The organism is Rhodoplanes sp. P11 (genome assembly GCF_964266735.1).
In the GTDB taxonomy this organism is placed as follows: Bacteria; Pseudomonadota; Alphaproteobacteria; order Rhizobiales; family Xanthobacteraceae; genus Rhodoplanes; species Rhodoplanes serenus.
Window position 1 is genome coordinate 215132 of record NZ_CAXWGY010000012.1, and the last position, 25638, is coordinate 240769.

Sequence of the window (25638 nt, forward strand, 5' to 3'; positions counted from 1 at the left end):
GCTGGGCCTCAATTGCCGTTCTGGAACATGCGGGCATTGCCGGGTTGGTAGCCGACGCCCGGCGTCAGGAACCGCCGGCGCTGCTCGCGGCCCTGTTCGGCGGCTGCGGCACGCTCGGCTTCGGAGAGTGCCTGCGCCCGCCCGTTGGCGACGACCACGGCGGTCAGGTCGGCGAGCTGCTGCGCCTGGAGCGCAAGAAGCTGGTTGCCGGCCTGAGTTGCCTGCAGCGCGCCGGCAGCATTCTGGCTCTGGCCGACGAGCGCCGACATCTGCGCGCGGTTGGTGTCGATATTGCCGACGACACCCGCCTGGACGCGCATCGCATCCTGAAGCCCGGCGACGGTATTCTGCCAGCGCTCGCGCGCCTGGGTGACGAGTTGCTGGTCCGAAGCCGTGAGCGAGGCGTTGCCGTAGGTCGATTGGAACGCCTGGTCGATTTGGCTCACGTCGAAGGCGATGTTCTGGGCCTGATTCAGGAGCTGCTGGGTGCGCTGCACCGATTGCTGGAGCTGCTGGAGCGACGAATAAGGCAGGCTGGCAAGGTTGCGCGCCTGATTGATCAGCATCTGCGCTTCGTTCTGAAGCGAGGTGATCTGGTTGTTGATCTGCTGCAGCGCCCGCGCTGCCTGCAGCACGTTCTGCGCATAGTTGGTCGGATCGTAGACGATCCAGGCGGCGGCCGCCGGCTGCACGAAAATGGGAGAGGCGGCGATGGGCAGCGCCAAGATGGTCGCGGCGAGAAACACCGCGCGGGATCGACGGATAATCATGGCTTGATCTCCAGGTTGGTGAGGTCGGGAATGAGGTCGGCGGCCCAGGCGACGCCGCTGTGGCGCAGCCACGCGGCAAGGAAGCCGTCGCGGCCTTCGCTATCGAGGATGCGCGCGATGGCGGCCTGGTCGGTCTTGGATGACGCGGCGCAGAGCGCGAGCGCGACCTCACTCAGGCCCAGCTCGAACAGCCGGTTGCCGCGCCGCGACTGGCAGTAATAGTCGCGCTTCGGCATGGCGCGGGCGAGGATCTCGATCTGCCGGTCGTTGAGCCCGAAGCGGCGATAGATGGCCGCGATCTGCGGCTCGATCGCCCGCTCGTTCGGCAGCAGCAGCCGGGTCTGGCAGCTCTCGATGATCGCTGGCGCGATCGCCGAGCCGTCGATGTCGGAGAGCGATTGCGTGGCAAAGACGACGGAAGCGTTCTTCTTCCTCAGCGTCTTCAGCCACTCGCGGAGCTGACTGGCGAAGCCCTCGTCATCGAGGGCGAGCCAGCCTTCGTCGACGATCAGCAGCGTCGGGCTGCCGTCGAGACGGTCCTCGATGCGGTGGAAGAGATAGGCGAGCACGGCCGGCGCCGCGCCGGTGCCGATCAGTCCTTCGGTCTCGAATGCCTGTACCGAGGCATGCCCAAGATGCTCCGCCTCGGCGTCGAGCAGCCGCCCGTAGGCGCCGCCGACGCAATAGGGCCTGAGCGCCTGCTTCAAATCGTTCGATTGCAGCAGCACGGCGAGCCCCGTGATCGTCCGCTCGCCGACGGGTGCGCTGGCGAGCGAGGTCAGCGCCGACCAGAGATGCTCCTTGACTTGCGGATCGATGGCGATGCCCTCGCGCATCAGGATCGCGACGATCCAGTCGGCCGCCCAGGCGCGCTCCGGCACGTCCTGGATGCGCGCGAGTGGCTGCAGCGAGACGGACGTCTCCGCACCTTCGGTCAACCCGCCGCCGAGGTCGTGCCAGTCACCGCCCATGCCAAGCGCCGCAGCACGGATCGAACCGCCGAAATCGAACGCGAAAACCTGGGCTTGCGCGTAGCGCCGGAACTGGAGCGCCATCAGCGCCAGCAGCACCGACTTGCCGGCGCCGGTCGGGCCGACGACGAGGGTATGGCCGACATCGCCGACGTGAAGGGAAAACCGGAACGGGGTCGAGCCCTCGGTCTTTCCGAAGAGCAAGGGGGGAGCAGCGAAGTGCTCGTCCCGTTCCGGCCCCGCCCATACCGCCGACAGCGGGATCATGTGGGCGAGGTTGAGCGTCGAGACCGGCGGCTGCCGGACATTGGCGTAGACGTGGCCGGGCAGCGAGCCGAGCCAGGCATCGACGGCGTTGATCGTCTCCGGCATCGCCGTGAAGTCGCGGCCCTGAATGACCTTCTCGACGAGCCGCAGTTTTTCGGCAGCGATCCGGGGATCGTCGTCCCAGACGGTGACGGTGGCCGTCACATAGGCTTGCCCCGCGAAATCCTGCCCGAGCTCCTGCAGCGCGAGATCGGCATCGGCGGCCTTGTTCGCCGCATCGGTGTCGACCAGCGCCGAGGCCTCGTTGGTCATCACCTCCTTGAGGATGGCGGCGATCGACTTGCGCTTGGCGAACCACTGCCGCCGGATCTTCGTTAGCAGCCTGGTGGCGTCGGTCTTGTCGAGCAGGACGGCGCGCGTCGACCAGCGATAGGAAAAGGCGAGCCGGTTGAGTTCGTCCAGGATGCCGGGCGTAGTTGCGGTCGGGAAGCCGACGATCGTCAGGACCCGCAGATGCGCGTTGCCGAGGCGCGGTTCGAGGCCGCCGGTGAGCGGCTGATCCGCTAGCAGCGCGTCGAGATACATCGGAATTTCGGGGACGCGGACGCGGTGGCGCCGACATGAGACGCAGCCATGCAGGTAGGTCAGGGTTTCGGCGTCGTCGAGCCAGGCGCACTCGGGCATGAAGCCCTCGATGAGCTGAAGGATGCGGTCGGTGCGATCGACGAAGCCGCGCAGAACCTCGTGAGGGTCGATGCCGGTCTGTTCGCGGCCCTCGTAGAGCCAGGTCTCGGCGCGCGCAGCGTCCTCGGCCGGCGGCAGGTAGACGAGGGTCAGGAAGTAGCTCGACTCGAAATGCGCGCCGTCCTCCTCGAAATTCGCCTTGCGCTCGGCGTCGACCAATGCCGATGCCGGATCGGGAAAGCGGCTCGCCGGGTAAGCGCCAACGGGATGGCGCTCGGCTTCGACGAAAAGCGCCCAGCCTGAGCCAAGGCGGCGAAAGGCGTTGTTGAGCCGCCCTGCGACCGCGACCAGCTCGGCCGGGACGGCGCTGTCGAGATCGGGACCACGAAAGCGCGCCGTGCGCTGGAAGCTGCCGTCCTTGTTGAGGATGACGCCTTCACCCACGAGCGCGGCCCAGGGCAGAAAGTCCGCGAGACGGGCGGCGGTGCGACGATATTCTGCGAGGTTCATCATGGGCCGGCCTCACACGCTCAGATGGCCGGGGATGCGCAGATGCCGGCGCACCACGTCGACGAACATCGGATCGCGTTTGGCCGCCCACACCGCAGCGAAATGGCCGACGGCCCAGAGGCCGATCCCGACCAGCCACAGGCGCAGGCCGAGGCCGAGCGCCGCTGCCAGCGTCCCGTTCAGGATGGCGATCGAGCGCGGGGCGCCGCCGAGCAGGATGGGCTCGGTCAGCGCCCGGTGGACCGGGACGGAGAATCCGGGGATCTCGTCCATCAGACGAGCGCCCCGCCGCCGAAGGAGAAGAAGGAGAGGAAGAACGAGCTGGCCGCAAACGCGATCGACAGGCCGAACACGATCTGAATCAGCCTGCGGAAGCCGCCCGAGGTATCGCCGAAGGCCAGCGTCAGGCCGGTGACGATGATGATGATGACGGCGATGATCTTGGCGACCGGCCCCTCGATCGACTGAAGGATCGACTGGAGCGGCGCCTCCCATGGCATCGACGAACCGGAGGCATGGGCGGCCGGCGCCAGCATCATGCTGAGGAAGGCGACGGAGACCGCCGTCGCGACGGGACGGCGGATACGCGAAAGGCAGTGGATCATGCGGGATCTCCTGTGGCTTGGACTGCGGGGGTGACGCGGTAATCGCCGTACGCATCGAGCCCATCGACGCGGGCGAGTTCGGCGAGGCGGCGGGATGAGCCGCGGCCAGCGAGGACGGCCACGAGATCGATAGTCTCGGCAATCAGCGCTCTGGGCACGGTGACGACGGCTTCCTGGATGAGCTGCTCGAGCCGGCGCAGTGCGCCGATGGCGCTGCCGGCATGAATGGTGCCAATCCCGCCCGGATGGCCGGTACCCCAGGCTTTGAGGAGATCCAGCGCCTCGCTCCCTCGCACCTCGCCGATCGGGATGCGGTCGGGGCGCAGGCGCAGCGACGAGCGCACGAGATCGGAAAGCGAAGCGACGCCATCCTTGGTGCGCAGCGCCACGAGGTTCGGCGCGGCGCATTGCAGTTCGCGTGTGTCCTCGATCAGCACCACGCGGTCGGACGTCTTCGACACCTCCGCCAGCAATGCGTTCGTGAGCGTCGTCTTGCCGGTCGAGGTGCCGCCGGCGACCAGGATGTTCCGGCGTTCGGCAACGGCCCGGCGCAAGATCGCGGCCTGATCGGCGACCATGATTCCGCCGGCGACATAGTCGTCGAGCGTGAACACGGCGACGGCGGGCTTGCGGATGGCGAAGGCGGGCGCGGCGACCACGGGAGGGAGCAGCCCCTCGAACCGTTCCCCCGTCTCGGGCAGTTCGGCCGAAACGCGCGGAGCGCCTGGATGGACCTCGGCGCCGACATGATGGGCGACGAGCCGGACGATCCGCTCGCCATCGGCCGGCGACAGCCGCTCCCCTGTATCAGAGAGACCCTCGGAAAGCCGGTCGATCCAGAGCCGCCCGTCGGGGTTGAGCATCACCTCGACGATCGACGGGTCTTCCAGGAAGCCTGTTATGGCGGAACCGAGCGCGGTGCGGAGCATGCGCGCACCCCGCGATATCGCCTCGGATCTTGCCTGAGAAACCGCCACGTTGTCCCCGTTCTTTTGCGGGGCCGCAGACGCGCGGCCCTGGATCGGGGATGATTAGAAGAGGCAGAAGTTGGGCCACGGCAACAAGGCCGTGGGCGTAGTAGTGATGTGGCGAAGAAAGACAGGGAAACGGCGAGAGCACCTATCGCGCGAGATCAGCACCTGACGTCTTTCGCGATGGAAGGATGGACGCGCGCGCGACCGAATCCGGCAATGTTAGTTCCGAAAGCCCCGCTTGCCGTCTGTTCAGATGTTGCCGGGAAGAAAACCCAAGGCACGTGCTTGGGAGAGTGCCGGTTCGTTGCTTGCCGGAAGCCACCAAAGCTTCTCCGCCGGTGACCAGCGCGCCCCGAGTTGCTTGGCCTCCTCCTTGCGCGAGAAGGGCACCGAAAGAAACACTCGTTCCTCCTCGCTTTGGGCCTTTCCCGATGCTCTATGGCGTTTTCTATCCAGGGCTTGGAGACCCGCGTCGATGGCGGGGTCGTCGAGCGACCGCAAGTCGCCTTGCCCGGCCCACGGCGGCGCAAGAATTCTTCGCCAGGTTTTGTATGTGCCTGGCACCGGTACTTGCGCCAGACCCTCTTTCAACTCACCGACCAAGCTATAGACGTCCATCAAAACGGAAGGGTTGCCGAAGTATGGGCCGGGCTTCGTCATGGGACCAATACCGACAATGCGCGCACAGGTCGCGCCCCATGTCGTCCGGCGTATCCAGAAGCCGGGGCCTCCATTGGCGACACACATCTCGTAGACGTTTTGATCGGTGCTGTTTCGCCAGTCGTCGCTGCCCATCTCGTCAAGTCTTCATCATGCTTTCGATGCAGAGTCGTTCCCCATTCTATCGGAAAATCCAGATACATCGACACTTGGGAATCAAAGAGACGACTATCGGCCTGAGACATGGAAACGTCAGCGCATCTCGTGGGGCGGCCCGACTGGATGACCAGCGCGATGATCGCCATCCCGACTATTCCGTTTCTTGTGTGCCGCCAACGTCCTCCGAAATCTCCTGCCGGAGCTTCGGCCCCTTGGCTAAACGCCGGCCGAGGGCGGTCACAAAGGCGTCATAGCGCTCGCCGGCCTTGGCACGGGCGGCCGCCTGTGCCGGCTCCGGCAGTGGCGGGTTGGTCGTCAGCCAGAAGCGGACAAAGACCGCGAGCGTCTCGACGGCGATGCCGAGGTCGCGTTCCATCCGGGTCATCCGGCGGTCGAGCTGGTCGAGGCGTCTGGTGGTCGCGGCTTCCTGCCGCTCGGCGGCGTCGGGCGACAGGAAGGAGGCGATCGCGGCCTCGGCGATCAACGAACGGGAATGGTCGCGCCGCGCGGCATAGTCGGCGAGGTTCTTCATGACGTCGGGATCGAGATAGACCGACAGACGCTGCTTCTTCGGAGGCTTCTTCATGGGCGGTCTCACATCTCGATGCCGTCGCCGGGATCGAGCGAGGCCTGGCGGGCGACCTGACGCATGCGCTGGTTGATCCGGCTGACGCGCGCGGCATCGTCCTCCATGTCATCATCCGGATCGGGCGCGAATTCGTTGTCGATCGGCTCTTTCTTCTCAATCGTCTTCGCCTTGCTTAATTCGGGCTGATGCCGGCGTTCCGATCCGGTCGGATCGTCATCGTCCCGGGTGTCGCGCGGCGGCGCCTCCTCGATTTCGGGACGCGGCGGCAGTGGCAGCCTGCTCCATTCGTCGACCTTGGCCGCCTTGGGCCTCTCCAGCGCCGGTGGCGGCAGGATGCGTTCCTGGAATCGGGCATCCTCATAGTAGCGGGCCTTCTTCGCCCGAATCGGTGGCGTGCCCGCGACCATGACGATCTCGTCGGCAGGCGGGAGCTGCATCACCTCGCCGGGCGTCAGCAGTGGCCGTGCGGTCTCCGAGCGCGAAACCATGAGGTGGCCGAGCCAAGGCGATAAACGGTGTCCGGCATAGTTCTTCATCGCCCGCATTTCCGTCGCCGTGCCAAGAGCATCGGACACGCGCTTTGCCGTGCGCTCGTCATTGGTGGCGAAACCGACACGGACATGGCAGTTGTCGAGGATCGAGTTGTTCGGGCCGTAGGCCTTCTCGATCTGATTCAGTGACTGCGCGATCAGGAAGCTCTTAAGGCCGTAGCCTGCCATGAAGGCGAGTGCGCTTTCGAAGAAGTCGAGGCGGCCAAGGGCGGGGAACTCGTCAAGCATCAGCAGCAATCGATGCCGTCCGGCCTTGGCCTGCAGGTCCTCCGTCAGCCGCCGGCCGATCTGGTTGAGGATCAGTCGGATCAGCGGTTTGGTGCGGTTGATGTCGGAAGGCGGCACGACGAGATAAAGCGTGGTCGGCTGCGCGCCGCCGACGATTTCGGTGATACGCCAATCGCAGTGGCGCGTGACCTCGGCGACGACAGGATCGCGGTAGAGGCCGAGGAATGACATGGCGGTGGACAGCACGCCCGAGCGCTCGTTGTCGGATTTATTGAGGAGTTCGCGCGCGGCGCTGGCGATCACCGGATGCGGACCGGCGTCGCCAAGGTGTGGGGTTTTCATCATGGCTGCTAGTGTCGACTCGATCGGCCGCTTCGGGTCCGAGAGGAACGCGGCAACGCCCGCCAGCGTCTTGTCGGGCTCGGCGTAAAGCACGTGCAGGATCGCACCGACGAGAAGCGCGTGGCTGGTCTTTTCCCAATGGTTCCGCTTCTCCAGCGAGCCTTCAGGATCGACCAGAATGTCGGCGATGTTCTGGACGTCGCGCACCTCCCATTCGCCGCGACGGACCTCGAGCAACGGATTGTAGGCAGCCGACTTCGCATTGGTCGGGTCGAACAGCAGCACCCGACCGTGTCGCGATCGGAAGCCGGCGGTGAGCTGCCAGTTCTCGCCCTTGATGTCGTGGACGATTGCCGAGCCCGGCCAGGTCAGCAGTGACGGCACGACGAGGCCGACACCCTTGCCGGAACGGGTTGGCGCGAAGCAAAGCACATGCTCCGGACCGTCGTGACGCAGATAGGCGCGATCAAGCTTGCCGAGCACGACGCCGTCGGGTCCGAGGAGACCGGCGGCCTTCACCTCTTCCGGTCGCGCCCATCGGGCCGAACCGTAGGTTTCGACATTCTTCGCCTCGCGGGCGCGCCAGACCGACATGCCGATCGCCACTGCGATCGAGATGAAGCCGCCGGACGCGGCGATGAACGCGCCCTCGACGAAAATCTCCGGCGCATAGGCGTCGTAGAAGTACCACCACCAGAAGAAGGCAGGCGGGTAGTATACAGGCCACCCGGCGAGTTCGAACCACGGCCGACCGAGCTGCGGCTGGAAGCCGAGCTGCCAGGCCGTCCACTGCGTCGCGGCCCAGGTCGTGGAGAGCACGATGAGAAAGACGACGAGAATCTGACCCCAGAGGATTTTGGTCGCGGACACCCTTCTTTCTCCTTCCGGAGAATAGGTCGGGCGCGGGACAGGATGGTTTCAAGACGATAGCAACGATGATTGGGTCGTAGCGTGCCGGGGCGAAGAAATACAGGAAATGGCGTAGAACGATGCTATTGTCGATTGCATCTTCGCAGTCAGTCCTGCGACAAGCCATGACCCAATGCGAACCTCGTCGGGTCGCATCCGCTTCATGACCGGCCTTCAATGCGGCCGCTACCCACGGGGTCCCTCTAACTGAGTTCAGCGCCCATTCACTTACACATTTGGAAGAAAGTCAGCGGCGTCGAGAATGTGGGTACATAGCTGCTCAAGGCTTGCTGAGCGCTGTCCTGCCTCCCAAGCGAACGCGAGACTTGCCCCGATATGGAGGGAATTCTTCCGCAGGCCCCCAGCATGGCCGTAGCGCTTGTCGGCTTCGGCACGGTACGTGGCCCAATCGGCCGCGCCGATTTCGGATTCGACGACTGTCCCGATATCGGAGTGCCACATTGTGAACCCCTTACCCAGCACGGTCGCAGGCGGCATCGGGTCCGCGCCGGGATTGCCGGCAAGCGTAAGAAGCGCCCTGTTGTCCTTCTCATGCTTAGCCTTGCTGCCGTTCTTATCAGGCTTGTCGGCATCCGAATCGAAAACAAGGTAAGTCGGAATCCGCATGTGCCTGGCGATGACGAGTGGCTGTAGCAGCTCGCTCTTCCCATTGGCTGGCACGATGTGGCAGCCGAGGCGTCGATAATCATCCGACCGGTCGAGAAGATTGAGGTAGGCCAGTATGTAGGCCACATCCTCCAGCCCTTCTACCAGTACAAGACGGCGGGTGAAGAACATTTCGTTCAGGCCCGGTTGCAGGGCCTGGTGTATCTTGGCAAGAGCGCCGGCGGGCTTGGTCGGCTGCTCACCCGTGGCGCCGGCGACCGCTGCAGCGATCTCCGCAAACGTCATGTGCGAAACGGTGGAACACGGGTCGCCCTGTTCTTTCCTTACCATCCGTACGTCCTCGAATCCTTCGCCCGACACAAATAGTGGATTATGGGTGCACACGATGACCTGAGAGTTGCCGCGGCTAAGCTTGTGAAGAACGGAAGCCAGATGGCGCGCCTGCGGCGGATGCTGGTAAAGCTCGGGTTCTTCGCATGCGAGGATGAGCGTAGGGGCGCCTTCGGCGTCCGTGCCGGCGAGTTCCTGTAACAGCGCAAGTAGATACGAGCGCTGAAGGCCGTGACCGAAGCGCGCCAGCTCGCCTTCAAAATCGCCTTCGCCGGCGAGAATGTGCGCCCACGGCTCTTCGACGCGAACGGATTTATCCGGGTCCTGCTTCCATTGCAGGCGCAGACGCGCGTCCGGATGCGCCCATTCGGAAAGCCGCGTCTGAAGAGCTGTAGAGATATCATCCAAGGCGTTCTGGTTTTCGTCGAGAAGCGCCTGGTATTGCTGCTGCATATCGGAGCGAAGGGTCTTCACCCTCTCATCGAAATTCGTCTTTGAGCGGACGGTGCGAGCGAGAAGCTTGCCAAGCGCCGAGTTCCGCGCCTCGACCTGCTCGGAGGTCGCGTCCTTCACGGCCGGCACATAGACCCACTGGATGTGTTTCGCGAGGCGGTTCGCGCCCTTGGAGAAGCCATAAAACTGATCCTCGCTCTGAATCAGCTCGCATTCGCCGGGCCGTGCCGCTTCATAATCGCGCAGGGCCTGGACCATGGCGTCTTTCGTACCGGGCGCCGGCAGGTCGGCATAGGTCTGGCGCAGCTTGGAATAGATGTCTTTCAGCTCCGCCACCTTCTTGCCCGCGTCGGCAGCCTCGAAGAAGGGCGCGAAGGCGCGCATGGCAAGCCGCTGCCCGTATTGCTTCACCTGCGCCTTACCTGTGGCGGCATCGAACGTGGCGACAGCCGAGACGATAAGCTGATCCTGCCGCACGTAATCGGCAAAATCCTCCTTTGCTCCGTCGCTGAGATCGCAGAAGGTGAGCGTGATCTTGATCGGCTCACCTGTCTTCTTGCAGTGGAAATCCTCCTGGTCCAGTTGACTCAAGTCCGTCGGCAGGTTCTCTGACTCGCGGAAGAATACATTGAGGGCGGTGAGCACGGTGGATTTGCCAGCCCCGTTCGGACCGACCAGACAGCCGTAATCGTTGAAAGGAATGGTGGCGTCCGCGAAGGACCGGAAATTCTCGATTCTGACAGACGCTATCCTCATTGATCATTGCCCCCCTTTGCATCATCACGCCGACAACAGCTCTTCGCTGTTGCCGGGCGTCAGCGACAGCGCCCGTCCCCCAAGCTCTTCGAAAAGCTGCTCGCGGCAGGTGAGGATGAGTACCTGTACGTTGCGCGCCGCCATATTGAGAATGTCGAACATGCGTTGCATGCGGCGGTCGTCGGAAAACACAAGTGCGTCGTCGAGAATGACCGTCGCTGGATGGCCTTGTTCGACAAGCATTTCGGCAAATGCCAGCCGGATCAGCACCGCGATCTGTTCCTGCGTCCCCATGCTGAGGTGACTAAAGGCCTCCTCGTAGCCGGCCTCGCGCACAACGCCGGCAATCCGGAGATCCTCGTCGATCCGGATGTCGGCACCGGGAAATAGAAGCTGCAAATAGGGACGGACGCGCCGCAGAACAGGCGACAAGTACCGCTCCTTGGCCTCCTGCTCCGCGCTTCGGAGGGTCGTCAACAAAAGTCCGAGAACCCTGACTTCGCGGTCAAGGCGCTGGCGCTCTTCCTCGCACAGCGCTAGTTCGCGGCCTTTTTGGGCGATTGCCTCATCAAGCCCGGTCGCTTCGGCCGCCTCGACACGCGATCGCAAGCCCGCGATTTTCTCCTTGAGGGTGGCACGCTTGTCGCGGCGGTCCTGTAACGCTTTTTCAAGGCGCCCAATTCTGGCTTCTAACTGTGGCAGCGTTTCATCGGTCCGCTGCCCTTCGAGGGCCGCAATGGCGCGCTCCTGTTCGGAAAAGACGTTGCGGGCAGCCTCAATCGCGGCTGCAAGCTGATCATCGGCACATGCGGCCTCGGAGTCCGTGAGCTGACGACGGAGTTTTTCGACGCGCTTTTCGGCTTCCTTATGCCGGGCGTTCACGGTCGCAAGTTCACTCTGAAGCCGTGTCAGGGCTTCTTCCGGGCCAGTAAGGACGGCACGCGCCGTTTGCAGTGAATTGCGCGCTTCTGCTGCCTGCTCCCTGGCCGTCCGTAAAGCTGCCTCCGCTTCGGAGCGCGCCGGCAACCGCTCAAGGTGAAGCTCGGTCTTCTCACGCTCCAGGATCGTGCGCGTTCCCTCGATATAGTCAGAAAGAGACTGGGCGCCCGCATCATGGTCTTCCGTTGCCGGGGCGTGCAGCGCCGCTTCCTGGCGGGCAAGCTCTGCCTCCTGCAAGAGGCTCTGGCGCGTGGCGTATTGGTCTTCGGCGTCGGTGGCGGCGGCGATGCCAACCGCCGCGAGGGCGTCTTTAAGTTTTGCCGTTGCGTCACGTTGTTGGCGGAGTAATTGATCCCGGTCCTTGATCGCGGGCTCTACCGTGATCCGGCCGCGATCGGGAATGAAAATGGTGGTGGGCTCGACCGCCTGAACGGATGACTGCCCAGCCTTGAGAGGCTGCCCGTCAATCTCGATGTCGGCTCGTCGTTCCGGTGCGATGTCGAACGAGACGAGCGTGGCCGCGGCGCTTAGCCGGCTGGCGACGGCTTGCAGATCCTTATCGGCCTTGCGGATTGCCGCAAGTAATTTGTCTGTCACCAGAATGGCGGCGGCTTTCTGCTGGGCCTGCCGCTGGCGGTCCTCGGCCGCCTGCGCCTTTGCGCAGCGGCCCTCAAGTTCGCGAATACGGGCTTCCCGATCGACGATGGCGGTTATGCGCTGCGCGCGTGAAACGGCATCGTCGGCCTTCGCAACCGCTGCTTCAGATTCCCGCACTTGCGCGCGCAGTGCATCAAGCTGCGACCGGGCTTCCTTCTCCTGGCTGCGCGTTTCGGAGAGCTGCTGCCCGGACTCTTTAAGTGCAGCCTCTTCGGACTTGATATCATCCTTGAGACGTTGCCGGTCTTCGGCCGCTTTCTCGGCCTGGGCGAGATTTCGCTTTTTCAGCTCGAGCTCGGCGGACGCCGCGCTTATGCGCGCCTCCAGCTCGGCAAGTCGGCTATGACGCTGCCGGGCTTCACCAAGCTCCTTCTGGTCTGCCTGGTCGCGGTCAACGGCAATCAGCCGCGCGAGGCTCTCTTCGGCCGTTTCGAGGTCCTCAAGTGTCTGCGCCAGTTCCTGGCGCCGCCCTTGGAGATCGCCAAGCTCGTTCTCCAGAGCATCGATGCGGTCGAGCAGGTCCTTATAGCTGCCCCGCGGCTTGCCGCCGCTGGTCACCAAAACGCCGAGCTGAGCTTCCACGGCTTGCGGCAAGGCCCTGCCGCGCCGGCCGCCCAGGACCGTGCCAACTTCCGCTTCGAGGGCGCTGTGGAGGCTGGACCGGGCGGTACTCGGAATGTCCAGCGCGCCGAAAGACTGCCCCTGCTGCACCCAAAGGACATTCCACATGCCAAGCGTTTCCGCTTTGGCGCCGGTCTTGCCAGGTTCATCGAAGCCCAGCAAGGTGCGCAGCGTGTCCTCTGCGGCATCGCCTTCCAGCGTCCGTCCGTCCGGGCAGGACAGGCGCGCGTAAGGCTTTTTGATGAAGCGCTTCGTGATCCGGTACAGCCCGTCATCAAGCTCGAAAGCAAGTTCAACCACGGGCGCGGCCTGATTGCGGTCGTTCTGCAAGGCAGTGATGGGCTGCGCTCTAGAGCTGTATTTCTCGAAGAGCGCCGCGCGGAGCGCATCGAGCAAGGTTGACTTGCCCATCTCGTTCGGGCCGACGACTACATTGAGGCCGTCGCCGAGGCCATCGAGCCGAACGGGGCTGGTGAACTTCTTGAACTGATTGACGGCTACGGATCGCAGCTTCATTTCTGCGCCGCCTGAAGTTTCATGTGCTCGATGTAGAGCCGCTGAAGCGCCTCGGCCGCGATGGCGCGCTCGATCTCGCCGCCCCCTTCTGATTGCCGCTTCAACTCTTCTGCCGCTGCCCGCACAAATCCGCCGCGGTCGATCTGATCGAGGTCCTCCGGAGTAGGACGCGGAAAGAGGCGACGATCATCGACACGCAGAAAGCACAGCGCAGCCGAAACGCCTTCGACTATCCGTTCCTCGAAATAACGGCGGTCTTGCAGAGACAATGCACCTTCGATCGCAAGATGAACGAGCACGCTATTGAGGTCTTTGGCGACACCGCGCAGCTTGCCGTCCAGGAAGTCGATATCTCCGCGGGTGTTGATCTGCTGGGACAGGCTAATCCAAGTGTAATGGCCCGTGGTCACCGGCGTGACCGTGGGGGGAGCACCCAGCCCCTCGATTTCGACAAGCAACGCCTGTCCGCCGTCGATCACGTCGAAGGCGTCGGGCTCGGGCGTGCCGCTGTACCAGCACCGGTAATTGATCTTCTTCTGGCCGTGCCAGTCGCCGAGCGCGAGATAGGAAAGCCCCGCCTTGTCTGGGCGATCCGGCGCAATGTAGTTGGGCACGTCCCGGTCATCGGAGCCGAACCCGGTAATGGTGCCGTGGGCGAGTCCGACCCGAATCAGCCCATCCGGAACGGTAGCGTCGTCCATATAGGTGGTGGGATCGCCGATGGCGCGCCGATGCTGCAACGGCGCCGGTAAGAGGACGGCACGGTCGTCTTCCAAAATTGCGGGCTCGGGCGCGGCGTGAACGTGAACGTTGTCGGGCAGGCCCCTGCGAAGGATTTGATCCCAGAGACCATTCGGACGATGCGGGTCGTGGTTTCCCGGCAGAAGATGCCAGCGAAGATCAGGAAAAGCGCGCATGCGCTCGATCGGCTGGTTGATCGAGCGCGGTGAGAGTGCCTCCATGTCATAGACATCGCCGGCGACCAGCACATGTCGCGCGCCGTGAGCGGTCGCCAGTTCGCCGAGGCGGGTAATCGCCCGCAGGCGGGCATCCTGGAGAAGCCCCATATTGGCGTTGTCTAGGAACCGGAAAACCTTTCCGATTTGCCAGTCCGAGGTGTGGATTAGCTTAATGCTCACTCCCGGCCCCTTTTTGCCGCTGATGCAATGAATGTAGCGGAACTGCTTCAGGAGCGCATCCCAATGCCGAGGAAACCTCTACACAGCAGGCCGTGACACTAGCTGGTGCTCCGAAATCACCCGAGAATACAGACTCGTCGAAATGTCTGCTGGTGGGATTTTCTCAAGCGTCCACTTATGGCACAACCTACTCGTTCCGATGGTTAATCCATCGAAGACGCCGTGCCTATAGGCCGAGCCCACGCTTGCGGCCAAAGCCCCAGTCGATACCGCCGTCGCCGCGCGCGACGCCGGAGACGTGGCGGCCGAGCTGCTTTTCCAGCGATGGTGACCAAGGGACCAGCTGGAACCCGAGGCCGTCGTCGATCATGGCGAAGCGGCCGGAGGCAAGCGCGAAGCGCTGCCGGTAGGTGCCGGCGACATACTCGCCGGTCCCGGATTGGCTGAACGGCCGGCCGGTCTCGACGGCGAGCTTCTCGCTAAGCGCCTCCACCTCACGACGGCGCAGCGTATCGATCAGGTTGCGCGCGAAGATCACGCTGCGGCCCTGCCGCTCCGCGAGACCCTGTTCGATGAGATGCTCCGCCCGGGCGTTCATCGCCTCGCGCACCTCGGCGCCAAACCCGCCGCCGCCCAGCGCGACCGGCTCGCGGGCGATGGCCTGACGGTCGAGCCAGGTGGCGCCGGTCGCCGTCACCTGTTGTTCGATGGAGAGGTCCGAGCGCACAGCGAGCGCCACCCGCCGCCGCCCTCGGGCGTCGTCGAACTTCCGCAACTCGACGATTGAGCCCGGCGCGCTGTCGCCGGCGGCGTCAAGGTCGGGCAGCTTGATGTGGTGGGTCCGTCCATCGACGCCATCGACCACGGCAAAGGCGGTGCCCTTCAATTCGTCGTCGAGGCCGCGGTCGACCAGCCGGCCGATGACCGGATCGTCGAGGCTCTCGCCGGCCAGCACATAGGCCGCCGCGCCGCGCTCGATGCCCCGCTCCATCAGGCTGCGATGAATGCGCTTGATGATGTCGCCACGCTCGCCGAGTTCGCGCAGCGTCGCCTCCGCGTTCTCGGACAGGACCCATTGGCCCGGGCCGATCTGGTCGGCAAGCCCTAGGGATTCGAGCTTGCGCAGGCGGCCAACCTTCAGCGCGTGGAATTCGTCGGGTTGCCGGCCGGGGTGCGGCGCCAGGTCGATGACGCCGGTGCGATAGCCATCGCGGGCGAGCTGTCGGTCGAGCTGTGTCCAGCGCTCGGTATCGATCTGGCGTTCGAGCGTCCGGCGGATTTCGTGATCGGTGCGCGGTCCCAACTCCTGCGTGATCAGATCCTGGGCGCGGGCGCGCATCCCTTCCTTGATGTAATCGCGGGAGATGACGAGGTCCTGGCCGTCATCAGCGCGGCCCCGCACGATGACATGTACATGAGGGTGCTCGGTGTTCCAGTGATCGACGCCGACCCAGTCGAGCTTCGTGCCGAGATCCTTCTCCATCTGGCCCATCAGTTCACGGGTGAAGGTCTTGAGATCGGACATCTCCACCGCGTCCTCGGGCGAGACGATGAAGCGGAAGTGATGGCGATCGTCCTGGCAGCGCTCGGCGAAGGCCTTGGGATCGGCGTCGTCGGTCTCGGGACCGAACAGCCGGGCCTTCTCCCCGTCCCGGGTGACGCCCTCGCGCCGGAGGTAGCCGAGATGCGCCGCGAGCGGCGCGGACCGTGCCGTGTGGCGCACGACGCGGGTCTTGATGACCGCGCCGCGCGAGCGGCCGGTCAGCAGACGATTTGCCTGCACGCTGGCGCGCACGCCGCGCCCGAAGCGCGAGCGGTTGCCGGATGTGATCCTGCCCGAGCGCGAGACGCGGCCGCCGGCCTTCTGGGCGGCGGCGAGCGCCTGGGCGATGAAGGGCCTCGCCCGCTGGGAGCCGGAGGAGCGGATGCGACCAGGGCGGATGCGGAAATCGTCCTCGCCGCTCATGGCCGGAGCACCGCACATCGCATCAACGCACGGAAATTCCTGTGAAAACGCCGAATACGCGAGGCCCGCCGATGAGGCGCACCTCGCGTATTCTCTGCCCAAGCCTTTGAAAATCCACGACCGGACCAAGCCGCACCTCGCGGCCTTTTATCCCGCCATCGTCCGGTCGTGTTGCCGTAACCGTCCGATGTTCGCACATTGTTCGCTCCTGATGGTGAGGTCATGTCGTGTCCTTTCTGGACGCGAGGTGAGTGGATGCGGCGGCGAGTTTTCGACAATCCGGCGAAGCGGGCATGGTGGCAGGTGCATGTCGACGCGCACCGGAAGAGCGGCCTGACGATAGCGCGCTATTGCCGGCACCACCGCCTGACGGTGGATACATTCAGGAAGTGGCGGCGCGAGCTGACCGACTGGGAAGAGGAAAAAACCAAGCGAAACCTGAAGCGTAGAAAGCGCTACCACCCGATCTCGCCGGACAAGCGGCGGCGGGCGACGCAGGCGTTCTGGGCGATGCATGTGGAAGCCTGCCAGTGGTCGGGGCTGCATCTGCGCGAGTATTCTTCGGCGCTGCAGCTGTCGCCCTACAGCCTCAAGCGGTGGCGCAATCTGATCGAGGCGGAGGAGGTCGTGATCGACTGGCGGGCGCTTTTGCATCCGTCGGCGCGGCCACCGATAAGCACAAAAACAAGCACTAGTGCTAAGGAAACGGAGCGCGTTCGGGCCTTGACAGAGGCGATCGAAGCTGAAGCGGGACCGCCCAAACGGGCGCGGCGACGGCGCTGGTCCACCGAGGAAAAGATCGCGCTGCTGCTGGAGGCGGAGCGTCATGGCGAGACCATCTCCTCTGTCGGGAGGCGGCATGGAATCTCGACCAGCGTGCTGTTCCGCTGGCGCGACCAGTTCGGCCTCGGGCAAGAAAAGCCGATGACGCTGGCGCCGGTGCAGGTGATCGAAGGGCGTGCGAAGCGCGACAGCGGAGAGCCGTCGTTGCTGGCCGGCCTGCTGCCTTGCCCGGACGGCATGAAGGAGGTCGAACTGGCCGATGGACGGCGGGTGTTCGCACCGATCGACGCCGATCCCGATGCTGTCCGGCGGGAAGTTGCAGAGCGGGAGATGCGGTCATGATGATCGTGCCGTCGAACGTGAAAGTGCATATGGCGCTGGGCGTCACCGATATGAGGAAGGGCCTCGATGGGTTGGCGACGCTGGTCCAGGAAACGCTCAGGAAGGACCCGTTCTGCGGCCATATCTTCGCCTTCCGGGGCAGGCGGACGAACATGGTGAAACTGCTGTTCTGGGACGGCACGGGGCTGTGCCTGTTCAGCAAGCGGATCGATCGCGGCTACTTCGTCTGGCCGCGGATGAGCGTGGAGGGAGGAACGATCCCGCTGTCGCCGGCGCAGCTCGCGATGCTGCTCGAGGGCATCGACTGGCGTCATCCCGAGCGCGTCTGGAAGCCGCAAAAAGCGGGCTGAAAATGCGCTGAATCCGCCGGAAATACTTGGGTTTAGCGGCGCTATCTGGTAGTATCGGGCATGCGGCTCGATCTCGACAATCTGCCGTCCGATACGGCGCTTCTGCGCCAGTTGGTGCGCGACATGGCGGCCGTCGTCGAGCACCGCGAAGGCGAGATCGAGCGGCTCCAGGCGATCATCAAAAAGCTCCAGCGGATGCAGTTCGGGCGCAGGTCCGAACGCCTCGATCCCGATCAGCTCGCGCTGGGGCTGGAGGACCTCGACGCCGACATCGGCCGTATCGAGGAGAGCCGCCCGGTGATCGTCGGCGCGACCGTTGAACCGCGCCCGCATCGCAAGCCGCTGCCCGATCATCTGCCGCGCGAGGACGTGATGATCGACACCGATCACGATGCCTGTCCGGACTGCGGCGGCGCGCTGCACGGCATCGGCGAGAGCGTCAGCGAGATGCTCGACTGGGTGCCCGCGCAGCTTCGCGTGGTGCGGATCACCCGGCCCAAATATGCCTGCCGGACGTGCGGAACGGTGGCGCAGGCCGCCGCGCCGGAGCGCCCGATCGCAGGCGGGCTGGCGACGCCCGCGTTGCTCGCCCAGGTGCTTGTCAGCAAATATTGCGATCACACGCCACTCTACCGGCAGTCGCAGATCTTCGCCCGCCACGGCGTCGATCTGGCCCGTTCGACGCTGGCCGGATGGGTCGGCGGCGCGTGCTGGTGGCTCGAAGCCCTGCACGAAAAACTGTGCGCCGATGTGTTCGCATCGGACCATCTGTTCGCCGACGACACGCCGGTTCCGGTGCTCGATCCGGGGCGTGGAAAGACGAAAACCGGCCGCCTGTGGGTCTATGCCCGCGAGCAGCGCGGGTGGAACGGACCCGCGCCTCCGGCCGCCGTCTATCTGTTCGCGCCGGACCGGAAAGCGGAGCGCCCGATCGCGCATCTCCAGCACTTCGAGGGCGTGCTGCACGTCGATGGCTATGCCGGGTTCGAGCGCGTCGCCGCGCGCGATGACGTGACGCTCGCCGCCTGCTGGGCGCATACGCGGCGCAAGTTCTACGACGTCGAGCAGCAGACCGGCTCGCCGATCGCGGCCGAGGCACTGCGCCGCATCGCCACACTCTACGAGGTCGAGAAGAAGGCGCGTGGACAATCCCCGGCGCAGCGCATGGCGTGGCGGCGTTCGCTCTCCCGGCCGCATCTCCAGACGATGAAGGGCTGGCTGGAAGCGCAACTGGCGCTCGTTCCCGCGCGCAGCACGCTTGCCGACGCGATCCGCTATGCGCTCGGCCGCTGGACTGGCTTGACCCGGTTCCTCGACGACGGCCGCATCGAACTCGACACCAATCCGGTCGAGCGCGCCATCCGTCCGGTGGCTCTCGGCAGGAAGAACCATCTGTTCGCTGGCAGTGACGGCGGCGGCCATCGCTGGGCCGTGATCTGCTCGTTGATCGAGACGGCGAAGCTCAACAGCGTCGAGCCCTACGCTTGGCTCAGCGACGTGCTCACCCGCATGGTCGAGGGCCATCCGGCCAGCCGACTCGATGAACTGCTGCCGTGGAACTGGGCGCTCAATGATCACGCCGCCGCCTGACGTGCAACGACCGGACGCATACGTGTTGCCTGCCTCCCACCGCCGCACCCTCCATGATGCGCCGCGCCACGCCAGACCGCGATTGCGGGAGAACACCGTCATCACGGTTCTCCCGCGCTTGACCGGGCGACGAACAGTCCGCTCGACTGCGGGGCGATGGTCGAAGCATCGCGTACGCCAAGCGCATCGGAAGCGTCACCGGAACGATCGTCGGACTGCACAGGACCGGCAGCCGGCGTGGCATCCGCGCGGGCGACGAAGAGCGGCGCGCTGGTCCATGACAACGGCTCTGCGGTGGCAACGATGACGGGGCCGGCGATGTCCCCGCCGCCGACAAGAGGCGCGAGCGCGGCGACATAGGCGCGGGTTTCGGCTGGCAAGGAGCGCGCTCCTGCCAGATATTCCTCGTAGCGGCCGGGGCCGGCATTGTAGGCGGCGAGAAAGCCCGGCGAGCCGTAGCGGTCGTGCATTTCGCGCAAGTAAGCCGCGCCCGCCAGGATGTTGTCGCGCGGATCGTAAGGATCGCTGCCGAGCCGATGGCGGACGCGCAAGTCCGCCCAGGTATCGGGCATGATCTGCATCAGGCCCATGGCGCCGGCGGACGAGATCGCGCGCACGTCGCCCGCACTCTCCGCGCGCATCACCGCCCAAATCCATGCGGCCGGAACGCCGAAGCGCTGCGAGGCTTCGGCGACATGAGCGGCGTAGGGATCGGCCGGCGTCGGCCGTTCCAGCGGCGCGATCTGCGCCAGCGCGGCGGTCGGCGGCGCGACGGCGAATGCGAGGCCGGAAAGGAGAAGGAGGGTGATGCGGCGGGCGGCGTGAAGCCGCCCGGCGACATCGTGACTGCGGAAGATCGGCATGGCCTCACTCCCGCTCGCCGCGTCTGGGCGGCCGGTTCCAGTGCAGCGACCAGGCCGACTTGTCGTCGCCGGACTGGAACAGGTTGGCGCGGATCGGCTGCAGGAAGGCGGGATCGTCGATGAGCAGCGAGACATAGTCGCCCGCCTTCTCGCCGGTGCGTTTCCAGGCGGCGCCAACTTCCGGACCGACCTCCGGCCCGTCGACATCGCCGAGATGGATGCGATAGTCGGGCGTGTTCTCGGCATCGGAATGCTCGGCGGGAACGAGCACCAATTCGACATCGAGCGTGAGCGTATGGATGCGCCCGGAATAGCCGGATTTGGTGCGAGTGAATCGACCGATCTGCGACATTGTGGTTTCCTTTCGTCGGGGGTGGGTGAACAGGTTCGGCGCGAACGGCACGCCGATCAGGGGTCAGTCATCGGGTTGGCGCGCGCCACTCGTAGCGGCCGGAGCCGTCTTCATCGGTCCACAGCGGGACCGCGCGGCCGATGATCGAACTCATGGGAAGCGGGCCGAAATAGCGGCCGTCGAGGCTGTCCTGGATCTCCCAGTTCATGAGGAACACCTCGCCGTCGGCGATGCGGTGGCAGCCCTGCCAGACGGGCAGGTCGCGGCCACGCCGGTCGCGCTCCAGCGCGTTGCCCATTGCGATTCGGTCGACGGTGATGGCGAGCCCCGAGCGGCAGACCCGTTGTCCCGGCAGACCGGCGATACGCTTCATCAGCGGCACACCGGGAGGCAGGTAACCGCGCTCGGCGAGGAAGCGCGCCAGCGGCTCGGGCGCATCGACGGCGACGAGGTCCGTCACCTCGAGCCGGTCATCCGGTTCGATCGAATAGAGCCCGATCGGTGCGCTCGCCGAGGCGTTCCAGATCAGCTTCTTCGGCGTTTCGATGAGCGCCGAAGCGGCGACGCCCATGGTCATAAGACAGGTGAGCATCACATAGCCGAAGCGGCTCATGGCGCGGTCCTCCGGCGCAGGAGGAAGGCCCGATGGTGCTGGGCGGTGTAGGCGCGCGGCTCATGACCGGCGGCCAGGCGGTTGTGGACGTGCCGCCAGTGGTCCGGCGAAACATCGGCCGGATCGATGCCGAGCGCCTCGATGGCATCGATGATCCGGAGCACGTGCTCGACCCTGGGCCATCCCTCGATCTTCAGGAGGATGTCGCCGCCGGGCCGTACGAAAGGCAGCGTCTGATAGGGCTCGCCGCGGCCGATGGCGCGCACGATGTCGATGCGCGAGATGATCGTGCCGTAGTCGTTGGACGCCCAGCGGATGAAGGCAAAGAGGCTGTTCGGCGCGAAGCCGACGACACGGCGCCGACGGTCGAGGATCTGCTCATGGACTTCCCGGCCGAAGCGGATCCAGTGTTCGATCCGCTTCTCATGCCAGGTCAGCTCGACGAGCGTCGTGAATGGTGCGGGGTGGGCCGGCGAGTGGCCGCCGCGCATGCGGGGGTCCGCGATGCCGGTCATTTACGTGTCTCCTTGGTCTGGCGGGAATTCGCGAACGAGCAGGTCGCGGAGCATGTCGGCGACGGTCTGCCCGCGCCGGAACGCCGCGATCTTGATCCGGCCGCGCAGCTCTGGCGTGACGTCGATCGTCAGCCGGGCGGTGAAGCCGGCGGCATCCGCGTCGCGCGGGGGCGATGCATCCGACGCCTTGATCCAGCGTTCGGGATCGGCGGGGCGCGACGCAAAACCGCGTTTCGGAGCGCGCCCGCTCATGACGCGAGCCTCCCCACCTCGGCCCCGATGGCCGCGATCTCGCGTGTAGCCGGACTGTCCTCGTCGATCTCGAAGACGAGCCGCCCGGATTGCGCGGTATCGGCGAAAGCGACGCGCTGACCGATCCGCGCCGCCAGCACCGGCGGATCATGATCTGCGAGCGTCTCGGCCGTCTCGCGGGCGATGACGGTGCGCGCGCCGCAGCGGTTCAGAACGAAGCGGGCGGCAAGCTGCGGGCGATAGATGCGCGCTTCCTGGAGGAGCGAGAGCATCTCGGCCGAAGCCCAGCCATCGAAGGGCGACGGCTGCACGGGGATCAGCACCAGGTCGGCGGCGAGCAGCGCCGAGCGCATCAGCGAGGCGACACGCGGCGGTCCGTCGATGACGATGTGATCGGCATCGCGCGCCAGCTCTGGCGCCTCGCGGTGCAGGGTGTCACGGGCGAGGCCGACGACACCGAACAGGCGTGGAAGGCCTTCGCGCGCCCGCTGCTGCGACCAGTCCAGCGCCGAGCCCTGCGGATCGGCGTCGATCAGGGTGACGGGCCTTCCCTGCCGCGCCCATTGTCCCGCGAGATGCAGCGCCAACGTCGTCTTACCGACGCCGCCTTTCTGGTTGAGGAACGCGACGATCATCGTGCCCCTCCCGGCTTGCGCCCGAGGGAGAGTCGCGATGGGCGAGCGGTTTCGCTGCCGGATGGCCGCGCCCTGGATGTCTTTCGGAGGAGTCCGTCGATGGCGGCAGCGACGGTGTTTTCCACATCGCTCCGCGCAACATAAGAGTTAGATTCTCTGTTAGATTCTAAGTTAAGGCTCGGAATCGTCGTTTCCGGCCAGAGACTTAAGTGCGATCTCTGCGTGCGAAGTCCCGATGGTCCTGCGTGCGAAATCCCGATACCGCTTGCGTGCGAAGTCCCGACCGCGTCCACAGCGCCATCCACAGGTCTTGTGGATGATTTCGCCGGCAGGATGCGCAATAGCTCGCGTCGGCCTTCGCGCTCGATGTGCAGCCGATAGCCGGGCAGCGGCTGGCGCGGGACGATGCGCCGGAGCTGGAGCGCGAAGTCGGAGACGCGCATGAGGCTGCCGGACTTTTCGTGGAGATGGGCGAACTCGAAAATCCAGCCCCGCGGCTGACGGCCGGCGTGCTTGCGCGCGACGCGGTAGAGCCAGCGTTCGATGCCACCCGTCAGCCGGAAATAGGCCGGGTCGATGGTGAGAACCAAGGAGCGGTCGGTGACGCCGCGATAGAACCAGTCGGGCAGTACGAACTCCATGCCCTCGACGCGGCCGTCGCGCGTGACGCATTCCTCCCATTCGTTGATCCAGGAGAACTGGTGCCGCCGCCAATGCTCGCCCTGGCGGATGGTGGTGCGGATGACGGTCGATTGCAGGCGGGTGAGCGCGCCCTTCAGCAGCTTGTAATCACGCTGGCCGGTTTCCCGGCCGATCGACATCAGGAGCTGATAAGGCGTGAAGCGCAGGAAGCGCGAGGTCTTGAACCCCAGATTCTCGGCCTCGACGATCTGCGAGGCGGCCCAGATGAGGATGTCAGCGTCCCAGATCGTCGCCATGCCGTGCTCGGGCACGGCGAAGACCTCGACGCGGACTCCGCCGGCCTCATAGAGGATCGGCGCGATGCGCTTGGCCTTGGCGAGTGAGAAGAACGGCCGTTCCATGAGATCGCGCTGATCGCGCGGACTGGCGTCGCCGGTTGCAACGATGAAGGGATCGAGCCTGGCCCGCTCGGTCGAGGTGATGAGGCGACGCCGCTTCATGATCGGACGTCTCAGCGATGGGAGCGGCCGGCGGGGGCCGCCGGCATCGGGTCGTGGCGCTTGGCGGGCAGCACAGACCCACGCGGATCTGAGGTCGAGGTGACGGCACCCCGGTCGGCCCAGGCCTGAAGGTCCTCGATCGCATAGACGACGCGGCCGCCGAGCTTGCGATAGGCCGGGCCGGTGCCATAGGTGCGATGCTTTTCCAGCGTCCGGCCCGAGAGGCCAAGGAAACGCGCGGCTTCTGGGGTTCTGAGAAAGCGCGGCGGCAAGCCGGCGAGATTGGGCGACATGATCGGGCCTCCGTGGGTTTGTTGAGGCCGCTGGTAGTGAGCGGCGGACGCAGGTCACGGTGGCGAAGGAGAGCCGCGAGGGGGGAGTGCGAAGAAGGGCGCGCCAAATTCGCACCCCCCTTCCGACATCGGGTCAGGATCGGCGGCGATGACGAAGGAGCGCGCGATAGCCCCCGGCGATCATGGCGAAGGCATCCTTGACAAGGTCCATGGTCGCGTCGCGCAGCGCCGAGGACTTCCAGGGATCGGATGCAACGCGGGACACACCGTAAATGACGCCAGCGATCTCGCGATAGCTCGCGCCGTTCATGCGTCCGTCGACCGCTTGCAGCATGTGGCGGATGCGCCGGCGTTGCTGCTTGGTCAGCCGGGTGTCCGCGGGCACGGCGCGACCGAGCATGGACTTGAGCAGACGCTGGACGGCTTCGAGCCGGTCGAGGCCGTCAAGGTCGAGCGGGATCAGCGCGGCGAGCGGTTCGCCGGCTGCGACGCCGGCCAGCCGCAGGAGATGGAGAAGCTGCCCGTCTCCGGGGTCGTGCAGGAAATGAACGCCCTGCTCGTCGGCGCGGGCGGCGGTCTCCCGGATGGCGGAAAAGAGATTGCCGTCGGCAGGAAGGATGGACGGCGCGGCGGCCAGCAGCACGGTGCCGGTGTCATCTTCCGGGCACCAGAAGACCGGCGCTTCAGTGGCGTTGAGCGACGGACGGGCAACGAAATTGCAGCCCCCAGCGTTTCCGCACCCGGTTCGTCAATTCCCGGAGATCGCACGCCGAATGCCTGGTCTCGGCATAATCACGCTGATAGTCGCCGTTGCGCCGCAGCCATTCCCAGCCAAGATCGGGCGATGCGAGGTCGTCGAGATAGTCGTAGGTCGATGTCGACCGCCACCGGGATATGTCAGGGGTCATGGGCGTCCTCTGCGCGTTGGCTACCGGGAGGAGCACCATCCCCGGTTGCAGAGGCCGCCGGAAGTCCCGAAGGTGGCAACGCGCGATGCGGCCGAGGCATCGCAATTCTGGCTAGTGGGCACGGCCCTCGCGGACGAGCAGGCGATAGCCATGCTCGGTCATCCAGCGGGCGCGGGCGAGATGGGTGTCGTGGACATGGCGCGCGCGGTCCGGCTCGCGGTCTGGATCGAGGCCGAACAGGATCGTGACGGCCTCGCGCCAGTCGGCGCCATCGGTCGCCGCGTCGAGCAGCCGCATATAGAGCTTCATGTGCTCACGGTCATAGGTCGTGAGCGCCGCGCTTTGCGGCGGTTCATCGAGGAAATGTACTTGCATCACGTCAGCCCCCAGCGCCTTACCATATCCGCCCCCGCCCCATTTGTTAACCGGGCGTTCGACGGGCACAGGGAAGGCCATTGGTGCATCGCGCGATGCACCGGAGGCATCGCCGAGGCACCATACGGGATGTCAGGGTGATCTGCGGCTGTCGATTTTCGCACGAACGAACATCACTCCTTCCCCCTGATCGGAGTTGAGGAAGACGATGCCGTTGGCCTCGAGCGCCCGGCGCACCTGATCGTGCGTCGTCTCATACACCTTGAGTCCGCTCTCGGACTCGAGGCGCTTCAACGCGGTCAGGGATACCAGGGCCTTTTCAGCGAGCGTCTCCTGCGTCCAACCAAGCAACGCGCGTGCGGCCCGCGTCTGTCGGGCGGTGATCATGCATGATCACCTCCC

27 protein-coding genes are annotated in these 25638 nt (G+C 65.3%); 3 read left to right on the forward strand and 24 right to left on the reverse strand.

The features are described from left to right. Nucleotides 1–8 precede the first annotated feature (8 nt). The 12 genes from trbJ to ACFQUV_RS10325 form a co-directional block, all read right to left on the reverse strand. Nucleotides 9–770: a P-type conjugative transfer protein TrbJ gene (gene trbJ, locus ACFQUV_RS10270; RefSeq protein WP_107396074.1), complete on the reverse strand. Its 762-nt coding sequence runs from the start codon at nt 768–770 to the stop codon at nt 9–11. Next, nucleotides 767–3205 (reverse strand): conjugal transfer protein TrbE, encoded by a 2439-nt coding sequence (gene trbE / locus ACFQUV_RS10275; RefSeq protein ID WP_107396073.1) that lies wholly within the window; start codon nt 3203–3205, stop codon nt 767–769. Before trbE ends, trbJ begins: the two co-directional genes overlap by 4 nt. A gap of 9 nt (nt 3206–3214) precedes the next feature. Beyond that, nucleotides 3215–3475 carry a VirB3 family type IV secretion system protein gene (locus tag ACFQUV_RS10280; protein WP_107396072.1) on the reverse strand — a complete coding sequence of 87 codons (261 nt, stop codon included), beginning with the start codon at nt 3473–3475 and terminating at the stop codon, nt 3215–3217. Then, on the reverse strand, nt 3475–3807 hold the full coding sequence (locus ACFQUV_RS10285; RefSeq protein ID WP_107396071.1) for a TrbC/VirB2 family protein: 333 nt from the start codon (nt 3805–3807) through the stop codon (nt 3475–3477). Before ACFQUV_RS10285 ends, ACFQUV_RS10280 begins: the two co-directional genes overlap by 1 nt. Next, on the reverse strand, nt 3804–4736 hold the full coding sequence (gene trbB / locus ACFQUV_RS10290) for a P-type conjugative transfer ATPase TrbB (protein ID WP_342749183.1): 933 nt from the start codon (nt 4734–4736) through the stop codon (nt 3804–3806). Before trbB ends, ACFQUV_RS10285 begins: the two co-directional genes overlap by 4 nt. Before the next feature lie 294 nt (nt 4737–5030). Then, nucleotides 5031–5576 (reverse strand): DUF5710 domain-containing protein, encoded by a 546-nt coding sequence (locus ACFQUV_RS10295; protein ID WP_129609377.1) that lies wholly within the window; start codon nt 5574–5576, stop codon nt 5031–5033. Nucleotides 5577–5751: 175 nt separating this feature from the next. After that, nucleotides 5752–6186, reverse strand: coding sequence for a CopG family transcriptional regulator (locus ACFQUV_RS10300; protein WP_107396069.1), 435 nt, complete (start codon nt 6184–6186; stop codon nt 5752–5754). Between the two features lie 8 nt (nt 6187–6194). Further along, entirely contained in the window at nt 6195–8180 is a 1986-nt protein-coding gene (locus ACFQUV_RS10305; RefSeq protein WP_107396068.1) for a conjugal transfer protein TraG, read from the reverse strand. 267 nt (nt 8181–8447) lie between these two features. After that, nucleotides 8448–10385: an ATP-dependent endonuclease gene (locus ACFQUV_RS10310; protein WP_107396067.1), complete on the reverse strand. Its 1938-nt coding sequence runs from the start codon at nt 10383–10385 to the stop codon at nt 8448–8450. Nucleotides 10386–10409: 24 nt separating this feature from the next. Beyond that, nucleotides 10410–13118 carry an AAA family ATPase gene (locus ACFQUV_RS10315; RefSeq protein WP_107396066.1) on the reverse strand — a complete coding sequence of 903 codons (2709 nt, stop codon included), beginning with the start codon at nt 13116–13118 and terminating at the stop codon, nt 10410–10412. After that, the gene (locus ACFQUV_RS10320; protein WP_207211486.1) at nt 13115–14257 is read right to left on the reverse strand and encodes a metallophosphoesterase; all 1143 of its coding nucleotides are present in this window, start codon (nt 14255–14257) and stop codon (nt 13115–13117) included. Before ACFQUV_RS10320 ends, ACFQUV_RS10315 begins: the two co-directional genes overlap by 4 nt. Nucleotides 14258–14483: 226 nt before the next feature. After that, nucleotides 14484–16223: a VirD2 family relaxase/mobilization nuclease gene (locus ACFQUV_RS10325; RefSeq protein ID WP_107396065.1), complete on the reverse strand. Its 1740-nt coding sequence runs from the start codon at nt 16221–16223 to the stop codon at nt 14484–14486. Nucleotides 16224–16478: 255 nt separating this feature from the next. On the opposite strand from ACFQUV_RS10325, the gene ACFQUV_RS10330 reads away from it, so the two are divergent. From ACFQUV_RS10330 to ACFQUV_RS10340, 3 genes are read left to right on the forward strand one after another with little or no spacing between them, the layout of a single operon-like run. After that, entirely contained in the window at nt 16479–17348 is an 870-nt protein-coding gene (locus tag ACFQUV_RS10330; protein ID WP_129609376.1) for an IS66 family insertion sequence element accessory protein TnpA, read from the forward strand. Beyond that, nucleotides 17345–17698 (forward strand): IS66 family insertion sequence element accessory protein TnpB, encoded by a 354-nt coding sequence (tnpB, locus tag ACFQUV_RS10335; RefSeq protein WP_129609375.1) that lies wholly within the window; start codon nt 17345–17347, stop codon nt 17696–17698. The genes ACFQUV_RS10330 and tnpB overlap by 4 nt, the downstream gene beginning before the upstream one ends. A 60-nt stretch (nt 17699–17758) precedes the next feature. Continuing rightward, on the forward strand, nt 17759–19288 hold the full coding sequence (locus ACFQUV_RS10340) for an IS66 family transposase (RefSeq protein WP_129609374.1): 1530 nt from the start codon (nt 17759–17761) through the stop codon (nt 19286–19288). 101 nt (nt 19289–19389) lie between these two features. Here the strand turns inward: ACFQUV_RS10340 and ACFQUV_RS10345 are convergent, their stop codons facing one another. The 12 genes from ACFQUV_RS10345 to ACFQUV_RS10400 form a co-directional block, all read right to left on the reverse strand. Next, the gene (locus tag ACFQUV_RS10345) at nt 19390–20151 is read right to left on the reverse strand and encodes a lytic transglycosylase domain-containing protein (RefSeq protein WP_107396064.1); all 762 of its coding nucleotides are present in this window, start codon (nt 20149–20151) and stop codon (nt 19390–19392) included. Nucleotides 20152–20155: 4 nt separating this feature from the next. After that, nucleotides 20156–20503 (reverse strand): DUF736 domain-containing protein, encoded by a 348-nt coding sequence (locus ACFQUV_RS10350; RefSeq protein WP_107396063.1) that lies wholly within the window; start codon nt 20501–20503, stop codon nt 20156–20158. 67 nt (nt 20504–20570) lie between these two features. After that, nucleotides 20571–21116, reverse strand: coding sequence for a S26 family signal peptidase (locus ACFQUV_RS10355; RefSeq protein ID WP_107396062.1), 546 nt, complete (start codon nt 21114–21116; stop codon nt 20571–20573). Further along, on the reverse strand, nt 21113–21631 hold the full coding sequence (locus ACFQUV_RS10360; protein ID WP_107396061.1) for a DUF2840 domain-containing protein: 519 nt from the start codon (nt 21629–21631) through the stop codon (nt 21113–21115). Before ACFQUV_RS10360 ends, ACFQUV_RS10355 begins: the two co-directional genes overlap by 4 nt. After that, nucleotides 21632–21883, reverse strand: coding sequence for a hypothetical protein (locus ACFQUV_RS10365; protein ID WP_107396060.1), 252 nt, complete (start codon nt 21881–21883; stop codon nt 21632–21634). Continuing rightward, nucleotides 21880–22518, reverse strand: coding sequence for a ParA family partition ATPase (parA, locus tag ACFQUV_RS10370; protein ID WP_107396059.1), 639 nt, complete (start codon nt 22516–22518; stop codon nt 21880–21882). Before parA ends, ACFQUV_RS10365 begins: the two co-directional genes overlap by 4 nt. Further along, nucleotides 22515–23660: a replication initiator protein A gene (locus tag ACFQUV_RS10375; RefSeq protein ID WP_129609373.1), complete on the reverse strand. Its 1146-nt coding sequence runs from the start codon at nt 23658–23660 to the stop codon at nt 22515–22517. Before ACFQUV_RS10375 ends, parA begins: the two co-directional genes overlap by 4 nt. Before the next feature lie 11 nt (nt 23661–23671). Continuing rightward, nucleotides 23672–23953, reverse strand: a complete 282-nt coding sequence (locus tag ACFQUV_RS10380; RefSeq protein ID WP_034465387.1) for an AlpA family transcriptional regulator — start codon at nt 23951–23953, stop codon at nt 23672–23674. 133 nt (nt 23954–24086) lie between these two features. Beyond that, nucleotides 24087–24596 (reverse strand): DUF2285 domain-containing protein, encoded by a 510-nt coding sequence (locus tag ACFQUV_RS10385; RefSeq protein WP_107396057.1) that lies wholly within the window; start codon nt 24594–24596, stop codon nt 24087–24089. A gap of 40 nt (nt 24597–24636) precedes the next feature. Next, nucleotides 24637–24861: a transcriptional regulator domain-containing protein gene (locus ACFQUV_RS10390; protein ID WP_129609372.1), complete on the reverse strand. Its 225-nt coding sequence runs from the start codon at nt 24859–24861 to the stop codon at nt 24637–24639. Between the two features lie 111 nt (nt 24862–24972). Beyond that, entirely contained in the window at nt 24973–25236 is a 264-nt protein-coding gene (locus ACFQUV_RS10395) for a DNA -binding domain-containing protein (RefSeq protein WP_034468224.1), read from the reverse strand. A gap of 132 nt (nt 25237–25368) precedes the next feature. Continuing rightward, on the reverse strand, nt 25369–25623 hold the full coding sequence (locus tag ACFQUV_RS10400) for a helix-turn-helix transcriptional regulator (protein ID WP_107396056.1): 255 nt from the start codon (nt 25621–25623) through the stop codon (nt 25369–25371). Nucleotides 25624–25638 lie beyond the last annotated feature (15 nt).